The sequence below is a fragment of the Nostoc sp. 'Peltigera membranacea cyanobiont' 213 genome, from assembly GCF_002245975.1.
GTDB lineage: Bacteria > Cyanobacteriota > Cyanobacteriia > Cyanobacteriales > Nostocaceae > Nostoc.
The window spans coordinates 17,552-31,398 of sequence record NZ_NOLI01000095.1; the positions used below are offsets into that span (position 1 = coordinate 17,552).

The 13,847-nt window shown below is 42.1% G+C and carries 12 protein-coding genes; 5 read left to right on the forward strand and 7 right to left on the reverse strand.

Annotated elements, in window-relative coordinates:
• The first annotated feature begins 164 nt into the window (after window positions 1-164).
• The 3 genes from CDG77_RS22820 (at window position 165) to CDG77_RS22830 (ending at window position 1,878) form a co-directional block, all read left to right on the forward strand.
• Window positions 165-353 carry a hypothetical protein gene (locus tag CDG77_RS22820; RefSeq protein WP_094331655.1) on the forward strand — a complete coding sequence of 63 codons (189 nt, stop codon included), beginning with the start codon at window positions 165-167 and terminating at the stop codon, window positions 351-353.
• A 79-nt stretch (window positions 354-432) separates the two neighbouring features.
• On the forward strand, window positions 433-951 hold the full coding sequence (locus CDG77_RS22825) for a GNAT family N-acetyltransferase (RefSeq protein WP_094331656.1): 519 nt from the start codon (window positions 433-435) through the stop codon (window positions 949-951).
• A gap of 168 nt (window positions 952-1,119) precedes the next feature.
• A complete protein-coding gene (locus CDG77_RS22830) occupies window positions 1,120-1,878 on the forward strand; it encodes a HEAT repeat domain-containing protein (RefSeq protein WP_094331657.1) in 759 nt (252 codons plus the stop codon).
• Between the two features lie 86 nt (window positions 1,879-1,964).
• On the opposite strand, the gene CDG77_RS22835 is transcribed toward CDG77_RS22830, so the two are convergent.
• From CDG77_RS22835 to CDG77_RS22865, 7 genes are all read right to left on the reverse strand, one after another.
• Window positions 1,965-2,369, reverse strand: coding sequence for a phosphomannose isomerase type II C-terminal cupin domain (locus CDG77_RS22835; protein ID WP_094331666.1), 405 nt, complete (start codon window positions 2,367-2,369; stop codon window positions 1,965-1,967).
• A 216-nt stretch (window positions 2,370-2,585) separates the two neighbouring features.
• Window positions 2,586-3,929 carry a PQQ-dependent sugar dehydrogenase gene (locus CDG77_RS22840; protein ID WP_094331658.1) on the reverse strand — a complete coding sequence of 448 codons (1,344 nt, stop codon included), beginning with the start codon at window positions 3,927-3,929 and terminating at the stop codon, window positions 2,586-2,588.
• Between the two features lie 144 nt (window positions 3,930-4,073).
• Window positions 4,074-5,285, reverse strand: coding sequence for an EAL domain-containing response regulator (locus CDG77_RS22845; RefSeq protein ID WP_094331659.1), 1,212 nt, complete (start codon window positions 5,283-5,285; stop codon window positions 4,074-4,076).
• A gap of 91 nt (window positions 5,286-5,376) precedes the next feature.
• Entirely contained in the window at window positions 5,377-5,925 is a 549-nt protein-coding gene (locus tag CDG77_RS22850) for a PAS domain-containing protein (RefSeq protein WP_094331660.1), read from the reverse strand.
• Between the two features lie 426 nt (window positions 5,926-6,351).
• Complete coding sequence (locus CDG77_RS22855; protein ID WP_094331661.1) at window positions 6,352-9,153, reverse strand: family 10 glycosylhydrolase; 2,802 nt, start codon at window positions 9,151-9,153, stop codon at window positions 6,352-6,354.
• 97 nt (window positions 9,154-9,250) lie between these two features.
• The gene (locus CDG77_RS22860) at window positions 9,251-10,591 is read right to left on the reverse strand and encodes a TIGR03279 family radical SAM protein (RefSeq protein ID WP_094331662.1); all 1,341 of its coding nucleotides are present in this window, start codon (window positions 10,589-10,591) and stop codon (window positions 9,251-9,253) included.
• 69 nt (window positions 10,592-10,660) lie between these two features.
• Window positions 10,661-11,485 (reverse strand): undecaprenyl-diphosphate phosphatase, encoded by an 825-nt coding sequence (locus CDG77_RS22865; RefSeq protein WP_094331663.1) that lies wholly within the window; start codon window positions 11,483-11,485, stop codon window positions 10,661-10,663.
• A gap of 411 nt (window positions 11,486-11,896) precedes the next feature.
• Between CDG77_RS22865 and CDG77_RS22870 the strand changes: the two genes are divergently transcribed.
• Window positions 11,897-12,676 (forward strand): DUF3120 domain-containing protein, encoded by a 780-nt coding sequence (locus CDG77_RS22870; protein WP_181154361.1) that lies wholly within the window; start codon window positions 11,897-11,899, stop codon window positions 12,674-12,676.
• A 591-nt stretch (window positions 12,677-13,267) separates the two neighbouring features.
• The gene (psbU, locus tag CDG77_RS22875; RefSeq protein WP_094331664.1) at window positions 13,268-13,696 is read left to right on the forward strand and encodes a photosystem II complex extrinsic protein PsbU; all 429 of its coding nucleotides are present in this window, start codon (window positions 13,268-13,270) and stop codon (window positions 13,694-13,696) included.
• Window positions 13,697-13,847: the final 151 nt, after the last annotated feature.

The window sequence follows — 13,847 nt, forward strand, 5'->3', positions numbered from 1 at the left end:
TGGAACGGTAAATCAGGGCGATCGGGGAAATGGGGGAGAGAAAGAATAAGCAATACCCATTCCCCATTCCTTGACACAGAAAATTGCTAAAATAAAGAATACTTCATAAATCTTCAGCTAAGTTCTTACTTATAAGAGTTCCTAGCCCTCTTTGCAATTAAAATATGGCTATTTTTCGTCAATACATCGCCCCACTGCTTGCAGTTTTGGTATTTCTCTTTGCCCTAGTCGCAGTCAGCGCCCGTATCTTTTTACCATCCGATATGGCAGCACCTGCACCAATTGAAGAGGTAGGGATAAGTTCTCAACCCACTCCTGCTAATTTGCCACCCGTAGCACATACTAATTCGTAATTCGTAATTCGTAATTGGTATAACTCACCTAGCTAAGAAACAAACGTCAGAAGTGTCTGAGCAACTACTACCAGGGTATATGATTCGCCGTGGTTCCACATTGGAGCGATCGCTGCTGCTTAAATTCATGCAGCGAACTTACCAGGATCTCTTTCCCAATGAGGATTTTTCTCACCTAGAGCAAACAGTTAAGCAATACTTTTCTAGCGATACGCCCTTGTGGTGGGTAGAAGAAGAGGGGGAGCAGGGGGACAAGGGGACAAGGGGACAAGGGGACAAGGGGAATAACTATACTCAATTCCCAATTCCCAATTCCCAATTCCCCATTGCTTGCCTTTGGGTGGGCAATGCCATAGATCAAGTGCAGGGTAATCGCCATGCTCATATCTTCATCCTCTACGTTGTACCAGAACATCGGCGGCGAGGTATTGGTACAGCCTTGATGCGATATGTGGAGAATTGGGCTATTCAAAGAGGCGATCGCCAGATCGGATTACAAGTGTTTCAATCAAACAAACCCGCATTAAATCTTTACAATCAGTTAGGTTATCAAACCCAATCCCTGTGGATGGTAAAATTCCTGAGTGCAGAAAAATAAACTAGAGAATAGCCGTAACATACTTTAGTGTTTGAGTATATAACGGTTCTCGTTTGGATAAAATTCAACGAGGGGAAAAGAAAGTGTATAATTACGCAACTTATAAAGTTTTAACTTATTGGCACGGGGGATTATGTGTTAATCCCTTTTCGGGATTGAAATGAAATTATGTATGACGAAGACGATCTAAGCCTACTCGATATTGAGGAGGAACTAGAAAGCCCCCTAGATAAAATAGAGCCGCTAACTGCCGAATCAGTTGTGGCGAAGCCCGATCCGGAAGTGATGCTAGCCCTCCTGGAAAATCCCCAGCCCCAGCAAAGAATGTTAGCGGCGCGTGCTTTTTGTGATATAGAAGATGCGCGTGCTACTCCCCATTTGATTCGCCTCTTAACTGATATCTGTCCCTTAGTCAGGGTGAGCGCATCTTATGCCCTCGGACGCAATCCCAGTTCAGAAGCAGTGACTCCATTAATTGCTCAACTAAACAGTGATTGGAATGGCTATGTGCGTAAAGGCGTTGTTTGGGCTTTAGGAAACTGTCGCGATCGCCGTTCTTTACCGCCCCTAGCAGATGCCTTAAGAACAGACATTTCCGCAGTGCGTTTGTGGGCTGCTAGCTCCTTAGCACAGATGGCAGAAGTTGGTTATGAAGCAGTTATCGGGGCAATACCACCATTAATTGAAGCCTTAGTCAAAGATCCCGTGGCAGCAGTGCGAAGTAACAGTGCTTGGGCAATTGGTCAATTGTGCCGCGAACTACCTTCTAATGTAGTTTATGCCACAGCGATCGATGCTCTAATTCAAGCCTTTGCCGAAGACCAAGATTTGGGAGTCCGAGAAGACGCGAAAGCATCACTGTTAGGAGTGGGCGATCCTCGTGGCTTACAGTTAATTGAAACCCTAGAACAAGAAGGTTGGTTTTGATTTGGGTATGGGGCATTAACAACAGACGCGATTAATCGCGTCTCTACTCCTCACTTTTATACAGACGCGATTAATTGCGTCTCTCACTAACCTTCAGCTACAGCTTTGAGCAAATTTAAGTCATAAGGACGCTCAGTATCATCCTCGCCCAAATATTCACCATTTTGAATTTCCAGAATAACTAGCGGGATATGTCCAGGATTTTCTACCTTATGTAGGGTTGCTGCGGGGACATAAGTTGACTCATTTCGATTCAGTAATATTTCTGCATCGCCACAAGTTACCTTAGCTACACCGGAAACTACAACCCAATGCTCATTGCGGTGATAATGAATTTGTGGTTTAATTCCGTGCCTGGGCTTGATTTCAACACGGCTAATTCTATAAGTATCTCCCTCCTCGATCACCTCCACCTCACCCCAGTATCGTGTACCTGAATGGGGAGGCAATTCGTTGATATTTGACTGAGTATTATTTTCATTGGGAGTCATAATCAATTTCTCAACCAGATAATTATTAGTATTTTTCTGTAATTTACCGTAAATGGGATAAACCTGGGTAGGGAGAGGCAGTAATGCTCTAACAGTGAGCAGTTCTTCAGCAGGGGAGGTAAAGAAAATTTTTAGTAAATTTTGATTGAATTTTATTACTATAAAAACCCTGAACACATTTATTTCTTCTCTCCCCCTGCCCCCTGCCTCTTTCAATCATCCCCCCGTATACTGAATCCGATAAATCCGATTATTGGCTTCTTCTGTTAGTAATAAACTACCATCTGGCAACACGAGTAAACCTACAGGTCGTCCCCAAGTGGTTGGTACAGAAGGATTTAGTAAAAAGCCTGTGAGAAAATCTTCGTAATAGCCAAGCGATCGCCCTTTAGCATCGAAGGGAACAAATACAATTTTATAACCAGTGCCGCGATCGCGATTCCAAGAACCACGAAAAGCAGCAAAAGCACCGTTGCGGTATTTTTCTGGAAACTTCTTACCATCATAAAACTGTAAACCCAATGCTGCTGAATGCGCTTGGAATAGCACATCTGGCGTTTGGGTACGGGCTGCTAATTCGGGGCGTTTACTTTTTCCATCCGTTTTTTGACGCGGATCGAGGTTGTTTGGTGTTAGATAAGCATAAGGCCAGCCGTAAAATCCCCCCTGTTTAACCCGTGTCAGATAGTCTGGAACCAAGTCATCACCGATTCCATCGCGTTCGTTAATAGTGGCGTAAAGTTCTTTAGTTACAGGATGAAAGTCCAAACCAACCGGGTTACGCAAGCCGGAAGCGAAAGTTTGCTGTTGAGAACCATCTAAATTCATCACCTGTATAGAAGCGCGTGGTAGGGGTTCTTCATCCACATTGGTTCCCGATCCAACTGAGACATATAATTTATTGCGATCGGGTGAGACAACAACATTGCGCGTCCAATGGTTGTTATAACCTTGAGAAGGCAAGTCTGCGATTTTTTCCCCTTTACCTGTAATCTTGTTTTGACCTTGAGTATATGGAAAACGCACCACAGTATCTGTATTTCCTAGAAAAAAGGAATTATCTGCAAAAGCCATCCCAAAGGGTCTATTGAGTCCGTTGTCCCCACTAGCAAAGGTTTCTCGAATGTCGGCTACGCCGTCCCGGTTGCTGTCACGTAATAGACGAATACGATTTTGCCCGGTTTCAGTAACCAGAACATCGCCACTGGGGGTTAAAGCTAGCCAGCGTGGGGCATCTAAACCTTCGGCGAAAACATTAACTGTAAAACCTCGTGGTACGCGTAGCACCGGATCTTGCGGAATAGGCACAACTTCAGGCCGCTTGGAAGCACTTTCTGTTGCGAAGGGTGCTGGTAAATTCTTCAGGTTTATTCGAATCGGCGTAGGTGAGAGTGCTTCAGTTCGGACAATATTTTTTGGCTGTGTAGGATTCTGTGTCAGTTGGGCAGAAGGTACAGATTTTTGTGGTGTGGGATTATCTGACGAAGCGCGAGTTTGATTGCAGGCTGCGGCCAAAGTCAGTAAAAAAACTGGTAGCAAGAAACGCGCAAAGGCTTTCATGACGGTAAACACCATGAGACAATTTTTCTACTTTAGACTTAAGACTTAATCATTGTCGCCAGTCTAAAGTCCAATTTTTCTTGCTTAGTCAACCTATTAGAGGATTAGGAATTGAAAAGTAAATTATTTCCCAATTCCCAATCTTCACACATATAAGCATTTGTTAGTCAATAAAAAATTTTCAAATTCTGCTGCTGGTAATGGACAACTAAATAGAAAACCTTGCATAGAATTACAGTTGTGTTGGCGCAAAAAAGCTAGTTCTGCTTCCGTCTCTACACCTTCAGCAATTACATTTAAATTGAGATTATGAGCCATCTGAATTAATGCTTTAGTAATGGCTGATTTTTGTGGATCTTTTGCAACATTATGAATAAAATAACGGTCGATTTTTAATGTATTGATTGGTAAGTTTTTCAGATATATCAAAGAAGAGTAGCCTGTCCCAAAATCATCAATGGCAATTTTTATACCCAAAGATTGCAGTTTGCTCATAGTAGCGATCGCACTATTTACATCTTGCATAATCATGCTTTCAGTTAGTTCTAGCTCTAAGTCATCTGGTTCTAAATTATTGATCCCTATAAAGTTGACTATTTTATGAATAAAATCTGGTTGATTAAATTCGATAGCTGATAGATTTACAGCAACAATCAAGGAATTAATTCCGATATCGCGCCAGCTTTTTAATTGTTTACATACACTTTTTAATACCCATTTACCAATTGGAACAATTAAACCCGTAGACTCTGCTAACGGAATAAATTCTGTTGGGTAAATCATCCCCAATTCTGGACTTTGCCAGCGCAATAAACTTTCAGCAGCTACTATTTTCCCAGAATTAATATCAACTATTGGTTGATAATAGATTTCAAACTCTTGAAAATTATGTTGTTTGATAGCCCGATGTAAGCTAATTTCTAACAACTGCATTTTGGGAGACAAATTGTTAATTACAGTCTGAGGAGATAAATACCTTTTTAAAGTAGCGTGCTTTTCTAACCTGTTCATGATGGCACTTAATAACTCAGCCCGAGTGAATGGCTTAGTTATATAGTCATCAGCACCCATATCCATACCTAGACGGAAGTCAGATTTGGCAGATTTGGCAGTGAGAAAAATGAAGGGAATTGTTGCCGTTGAAGGATCTTGACGTAACGCTGTTAACACGCCATAACCGTCAACTTCTGGCATCATCAGATCGCAGAGAATTAAATCAGGAACTTCGCAGATAGCTAAATGTACACCGATTCTGCCATTTGCCGCAGCAATAGTTTCAAAGTCCTCAGCTTCTAGCAAATCTAAAAGATTTTCACGGACTGCTTCCTCATCTTCTATTATTAAAATTTTGGGCATATTTTACCTCAATTTATATTTGATTATTTGATAATATAATGACAATAAAATTTATACCAAATCCCGGTATAATTGTGAAAAATATTTTACCTTAGTACATATCCAAACATTTTTTGATAATTGCCATTCTTAATCCAGTGCCTAGTATACGCTTGACATTACTGCTGCGCTCAAAAGATTGCAATACCGAATGGAGATGGCTAGACCAAAAGCCAGGATGTTCAAGTGCTTCCCGCGCTTTATAAGCCGTAAAAGTGACAATATTTTCGCTTATAAATCTACTACGAAAATTTCCTGAACTCTTACAGGTGTAAATTACTGTAGGGCCGGAAGAGAGTAAATATTGCAGAGATTGAAGGCTTTCAAGTCGCGTCCACCATATTTCCCAATCTGAAAGCTCAACTACATGTTGTGGTTGTAGTCCGCTAAAGTTGAGTGCTGTTTGGTTTACTTCTAGCACAATGCCTTCTTTTATAAGCAATTGGATAAACTGGAAAGTGCCGTTGAAGATGCTGTGAAATCGTATTTCACTCTCACGCAATCCTACTTTTGCTACACGGAAGGTACTATCCACACAAACTCCAATGAGGCGAGCCAATTTGTCGTGTCTGTCAGTACTATAGCGCGTGGTAGTAAGCATTTGTACTTGAGTAACTGGATCTCAACGAGAATTTGATATGCTGTAGGACTCATATTTGATTTTTGAAATACATCTAGGGGGTGTTAGGCGTAAGCCGTAACGCACCTGACTCCAAAGCTTTTGGTGTGTTACGCTGACCCTAACACACCCTACATATACTTAGAGGTTGTTTGAAAAGTATTTGGCTGTGATTTTAGGCACTTAGAGATCCCCCTAGCCTCCCTTAAAAAGGGGGGAGCCGGAATCAAAGTCCCCCAATTTATCGGGGGATTTAGGGGGATCTGAAATGTCTTGCTACCAACGAGAGGACTTTTCAAACATCCTCTTAGATTTTTTCATAAATCAAATCGGATTCCTATAGAAGGAAGAAACTTGTTTAATAATTCTCCCTTGTCCGCCTGCTCCTTCTGCTGCCTTACATCTTCATTAGGGATGCAACTGCACCCGGCGTTCGCCGTAACGCAATAGCCTTTCTATAGTTACAAGGCGATTTTCCCAAACTTTGACTTGATAAGAATTCGACTTAATTTCTTGACTCATCAATACCCGAAATTGAGACTGGAAACGAGTTAGAGAGGCTTTCGCCACTAGCAACTTACTAGCAGAAGGGGAAGCAGCAAGCTGATTTAAAGCACTGCGTAAAACTTCTGCCTGGTTGTTAAAATCTGATATTGTCTGGGCGGGTCTTTCTAGTGGGTCATTTTGGAAAACAAATTTCCATTCCCGTTGCAGTGCGGTGTAACGGATGGCAGCAGTTTGAAAAGGTTGGCGGTGAGGAATCGGTTCGCTTGTTTTGGATTGAACTCTACCTTGGGTGCTAATAAAAAGCTTTTGTAGATCGTTATTAAAATTCTCTGCGGCAAACAGTGCATAACCACTCACTGGCAAGTCCCTTACCAACTGGAGTTGATCGAATGCCCCGATTGTTGGTAAAGAAAGTAAGCGAATTCCCGGCACTAACAATGTAGCTCCCAATTGTTTCGAGGCGATCCAGGGTTGGGCTAGTCGCTGAAAGCGCGAAGTATCCAGAGCATAAGTCATAGGAACAATTAAATCTACATCTCCCCGCCTTGCCCAAGTTTCCCAGTTTTGTTGAATTTTCTGAATCCGCTCTTGTTGTGGCAGCGGAAATACTGCAACCGACAAAATTAAATTCGGTCGTTTTTGTCGCAACTGCTCTGAAACTTTGGCAACAAAGCTATCAACTTGCTCGGTGCGAAATGTTGTCCACTTTTGCCACAAGTCTGGTTGACTGGGGGAAATATCGATCGGATCTATGCCAGTAAGTTGCTGAAACTGCGCTCTTGCAGCTTTGCCATAGCCGTAGGTTCGACCTGCTGATGGGTCTTGAAAAGGGTAGCGAATGTAGTCTAACTGTAGACCATCCACATCATAGCGAGTAACGATTTCCTCATACAGCTTGAGTAAGTATTGCCGCACTTCGGGGTTGGCTGGATCAAAGAATGGCTTAGTCTGACCAACGGGAATCATGTTGCCAAGATTATCATAGTTTGCCCAATCGGGATGAGCCGCTAGTACTGGCCCTGGATAATTTGGACTAGCGTTGATAATCTCATTGTGCCGTTGATTGCCAGCAGCAAAAGTCCAAACCCACGCGTGTAATTCCATGTCGCGCTCATGGGCTAATTTCACCGCATCTTCTAGTGGGTTCCATCCATGAATTAATGGGTTTTGCTCTTTTGCAACTTGGCTAGGATAAATAGTATAGCCAGCATTAACAGTTTCAAAGAAGACAGTATTAATCCCAGTTTGAGCTAGGCGATCGAAAATCTGGGCTAGTCCCGCCTTACTACCAGCACGAACAATCGTCCCCCGGTCTAACCAAACTGCCCGAATTTCTGGTTGAGCCAACCTGCGATCGACAGGAAACTGCTGCCACAAAATCGTCTTTGCTACCAGCCATTGCTGACGAGCCAGAGCGTAGTTTTTTTGGGCAATCAATTGGGGTAAGTTGTTGGCAATTATTCTTACCTGTGCCAGGGCTTGGTCTTTACTTCTGACTAGCCCACCTAATTTAGTTGAGGCCAATTGCGTTGGCTGCACATTAACAGGTTGGGGAGTGTAGGTATGTAGATGCCTAGCAGACTGCTTTTTCTCAGATATCCCAACGCTTTCATTTGCCACATCGGCTGACACCGCTAAATTAGCGCTTTCTACCCGACCAATGAGATTTTCTAGCTCTTGCTGGAGGGCGATCGCTTCATTGTTATCAATCGGCTGATTGGAGTTCGGCGTAACATCCAGACGTACTGCTTGTTCTAACTGATCGATAGCCTCGGAATTGGGGGGTTTGACTATAGTCAGCGCTCTCGGTATGGGAGCAGTGGCAGTTTTAGGAGGAGGGGATGGTGGAGATGAGGGAGGAGATGAACTGCCCCTCTGCATCTCTACCCCTCTGCCCCCTTGCTCCCTTGGCGCAACTGCTACCGTTGTAGAGCAGTTTGAGGAACCTCCTGTTACTTTTTTCATCCGACTGGATGGTGGTGGTGCTGTCAAATAATGATTGAGAGCAGCTTTTAACCAGGCATTATCTAATGCTGCTGCTGAGGCTGTATCTGTTCCCCAGCGCCAGCCAAAAAAGGTGGAACGCTCAGTTGTTACTACTGCGGCTGGATTATCTTTGGAATTCCAAACAGCAGCAGATTCAGCCCCCATATCATTCGGAATCACAACGCCGCCGCGTATTTTGCCAAAGAGTTCAGTTTGATTTGCCCATTCTGGGGTATTAGTTTTTATGGGTTTGATCTGTTCTGTATCACTAAGGCTGAATCCCCAATAACCTCCCAAGAGCGATCGCAATAACTGCCGCACTCCTGCCGATGACAAACTACCCAAGGGGCCACTAGCAATCAAGCGCCCTCCCTTACTCATCCATTCTTCGAGAGCGATCGCTTGGGTTGGCGTTAATGTCTCGACATTTGGCAAAAATAATACCCGGCGATCGCCCCAATCTGCCCCACTCTTGACATCATTTAGGGGGATTACACAATATTTCACCCCTATTGTCTGCAAGCGGTCAGTTATCCCTGTCCATTGATTCGCATTTTCTGGGCTATGCACTACGCTCAATACAGGTTCTTCAGTCGCCGCCGTCACTGGCAAAATACTAAAACTATTTAAAATTAAAAAGTTAAAACTTAAAATGAAGAATCCGGCTTTTTTTATTTGTGAATTTGCCTTTTTTTGATACTCTTTCCGATTCTTCACTACTGACTCCTCAGTGGATTAATTATTAGGCATTACTTCTTATTTATCATCCAGCATAACAATAAATTACCTCCGAAAAACAACTGATCTTTTATAACTAAACCTGAGCATAATTAAAAATACAGTTTTTGATTAAATCTTCCACTCCTGCTACTGGGAAAATTTTTGTATTTAGTCTACTAGCTAATTCTTCAATCCTCATATCATCTAAAAACACTAATTCACCATTTTTTAACATGACATTGGGTAGCAAAATCCCATCACCTAAATCTTCACCTTCCAAATTTAAAAGCAAATCATGACCAGTTAGCAATCCGGTTACACTGATAGTTTGTCCCCAATAATCACTACATAAAGCACGCATATTTACTTCTAAACCTTCAACAGAATTTAAGCGTTTCAAAATAGGTTGAAATGCTTTTTCTACGGCGTTGCCCACGACCCAAGTTAATTTTCTTTGAGGATATACTTTTGGCGGAAGTAATTCTGCTGCAACGGTGGCAAATTGCTTGATAAATAATTGAATCGAACCAACTCCGTTATCAATTTGGGGGTATTCTTCATATTCTGATTCGCTGGGTAATTCCTTACCTGCAATCAAAAACCACTCATCAGCTAACCAAACAACGCTAGAACCGAATTGTTGGCAAAATTGCCGTGAGAGGATTTGCACCTGGGAAATGACTTCTTGAGCTTTTTCCCTAGTTACGGGTATGAGTTCGTCTTCTGGAGGTCGAAACCTTGTCAACCCAACTGGTACAACTGCCACTGATGCCACCGCAGGCACTTCACCCGTATGAAAAGACGCTAAATCTTTGAGAGTTTGTTCCAGGTATTTGCCATCATTTATACCAGGACAAACAACAACTTGAGCATGAATTTGTAGTCGCCTTTTTTGAAACCACTTCAATTGTTGTAAAATTTGCCCCGCACGCGGATTTTTTAGCAGTCTAATTCTCACATCTGCTTCTGTAGCATGAACAGAAACATACAACGGAGACAAGCGCATTTGCTCAATTCGCTGCCATTCTTTTTCTGGCAAATTAGTCAGGGTAAGATAAGAACCGTACAAAAAGCTCAGACGATAATCGTCGTCTTTCAAGTACAAGCTGGTGCGCTTACCTGGTGGCTGTTGGTCAATAAAGCAAAATGGACAGCGATTATTACACTGAATTAAGCCGTCAAATAGGGCAGTTTCAAATTCTAGTCCCAAGTCTTGGTCGTAATCTTTTTCGATTTCCAGGCTATGAGTTTTACCAGCAGCATCTAAAACTTCTAGTTCCAAAACTTCATCAGCACACAGAAACTGATAATCAATTAAATCGCGGGGATGTGTACCATTGATTGCAACGATCGCATCCCCAGCCTCAAAGCCAATTTCTGCGGCTATTGAGTCGGGAAGAACCTTGGTAATTCGGGCAGGATTAATGGTATTCATGGGAATTGGGCATTGGGAATTGGGAATTAGTCATTAGCTTTAAACAAATGACTAATGACTATTATGAAATTATCCTTTCCAACCTGCTGCGATCGCAGCTAAGATAGTGATGCCAAATGCTAATCTATACCATACAAAAATCAAAGTGTTTTTGGTTTTTAAGTACTCGATCAAAAATGCAATTGATAGGTAGGAAAAAATAAAGGTTGAAATAATCCCTACAATTAATAGTCCAACAATATTATCGGGTAGTTGGTGAGCTTGAAATAATTTGAAGATTTTCAAACTTTTATAGAGCGTAGCAATGGTAAGAGTTGGAAACCCTAACAAGAATGAGAATTTCGCTGCTGTATCGCGTTCTAATCCTAAAAATAAGGCAGTTGTCAACGTCGAGCCAGAACGGGAAACTCCCGGAATTAAGGCAAGTGTTTGTCCCAATCCAACTAAAATACCATCCCGAATCTGCAATGAATCAAAACCTCGCTTGCGAGTCCCAATTCTTTCTGCCAAAGCTAATACAAGCGCCATGATGATTGACATGATGGCAATAATTAATGCACTCTCTGGTAGAACGTCTTTTAAAAGAAAGCCGAAAATTAAGGCAGGCAAGGTTCCTACTACAATCCCGACGAGAATTTTCCATTCTTCACGTTGCCAATCTTTCTGTTTTAGTGCTTCGATTCCACCTTTGACAATACTATAAATCAGCGACCAGAAATACCCTACAATTGCGATCACACTGCCAAATTGAATGGCATCGACAAAATCTTTAGAACCTAGTTCTTTCCAACCAAATACCTTTGTAAAAATCAGAAGATGTGCAGTGCTACTGATTGGCAAAAACTCTGTAATCCCTTGAACGATACCCAAAATAAAAGCTTGGATAAACTCCATTGCAATTAATACCTTTTTCCTGTTCTAGACATCATTATGAACATTGTCTAGATGATGATGTTGCTTTATATACTTTCTACTGCACCTAATCTTATCGAAAATCCGATTTTACCGATCAATAACATCATCTAAGACGCTGACCATGTTCTTACACCCACTTCGATAAGTCAACGAAATTTTAGCAGTTCATCAAACTTTAATATTTAACGGACTAATATCGTTCGCTTTTTAACTGTTAAATTTTACCCTTCATCTCTCTGTAGTCCCCTCTCTACAAGAAACTACAGAGCGGTTTTGTCTGGTTTGCACCAGCGCTCCGGGAAATTTCAGTATAATTACAATGCCCCTGGGGTGGATTTTAAAGTGTGATATCTTAAATAAGATAAAGTTTAGTAACAAATATTAAAAACTTTGATTAATAATACACTGTCCTCCTACACTGCTTCTACCCCTTCTATTGATACTGAGTTCAATTTGGCTGATACTGGGCAGCAAGGGATCGGGCAATTGGAATCTACACTTTCCTTTTCTGCCTCTCTCCCTTTATCTATTTCTGCTAGACAAAGTTGGTTAGTGTTTGCGGCGGCGGTGTTTTTGGTATCAGTGCCAGTATTTGTAGAAGCGCCAATAGTGCGATCGCTACCAACTCTGAGTTTAGCGTTGACAGCATTTTGGCTGTGGCTAAGTTTTTCCTTAATGTCGCGTTCTGCAACTTATGTCTGGGGGGATTTGCTCTTAGGATTTAGCTGGAGTTGGTTAGCAGGGGCGATTTACTGGGGCTGGTTACGTTGGGAACCTTTATGGCATCTACCAGTAGAATCTATAGGTTTACCCTTTGCTTGCTGGTGTCTGGCGAAGAATTGGGGCAAGGTGGGTAGCTGGTTTTATTTAGGTTCTTTACTCGGTACAGTTTTAACAGATGTATATTTTTATCTAGCAGACTTGATGCCCTATTGGCGGCAAATTATGAGAGTAGATGCAGATGGCGCACCACAAATATTACAAAATGCCCTGATGCAAGTACAAACCCCTTGGGGACAAAGTTGGGCAATAATTCTCGCCTTAGTGCTTTCAACAGTCGGGATTTTAGCTTTAGGTCGAAATCAAAGACACTGGTATGCCTTTGGTGGAGCAGTTTTAAGCACAATTTTGGTAGACAGCCTATTTTTGTTAGCTGCGATCGCAGCGTGAACCAGGCAGAAGGCACAAAGTTACAACGATGGTCTTCTCTCACCGAAACTTTTTCCAGTGAGTCTACGGCACATCAAGAATGATGGTGTAGATAATTAATTAGTTAAGAAATATTACATAACACTCCATCACCCTCAAGTCCTCTTGCTAGGGTCATCGATATTAAACATCACACGGTTTTGTGTCTGCTTGGAAGGTAAAATCAGCCACCCCGAAAAGATTTTGGATCGTAGGGAACACTACCGGGATCGTTGATAGAAGCCTATTACAGCTATACATGCACTCTGATGACGATCAAAGTTTTTGCCAAAAATAAAGTCAAACCCAGCAACGGTAAATATTGTGGATATTAATACGCTGTATATTAGTTTCTGATGACTGCTGTGTTAATTAAGCTATCACGTTTTGTCCAAAGTCCAATTGTCCTTTGTCCTGTGTCCTCTGTCCTCTAAGGTAGACGCATTAGCGGCTACTCTGCGATTCTCTCCAACCGAGTACCCGCAGGTATGACCAATGACCAATGACTAATGACCAATGACAGCTTTTAGCTTAAAACTTTTATTTCTGTTTGATGGAAAGAGGTAGAAAATAGTGAAAGGATTGGCGCGTTTATTAACAGTGTTTAGTTTGTTACTTAGTTGCTGGGGATTGTTGGGAACAACTCAGATAGCCCAAGCTGCTAGTTTCAACAGTTTTGCTTTTCCTCAAGTCCCAATTCTGGCAATTGAGCGGCAGAATCGGGCAGATAAGAAGCTAGGAACGGAATTTGGTAAAAAAATCGATTTGAATAATACCAACGTCCGAGCTTTTCAACAGTATCCAGGGCTTTATCCCACCCTGGCTAAGAAAATCATCACAAATGCTCCCTACAAAAATGTAGAGGATGTATTGGATCTTCCAGGATTGAGCGATCGCCAAAAACAAACCTTGCAAGCCAACTTGGATAAGTTTACCGTGACAGAACTAGAACCTGCCTTCAACGAAGGAGACGATCGCTTTAACAACGGCATCTACAGATAACTGACTTGCAGTTAATGTAGCAAATAGCAGCCCACTCCTAATTCTAGGGAGTGGGATTATTCTATTAAAAATGAATGGGATGAGGAGGATAACGGAGACAAGGGAAACAAAGAGGAGAAAGTAAAATTTTCCCTCTGCTCCCCTGCTCCCC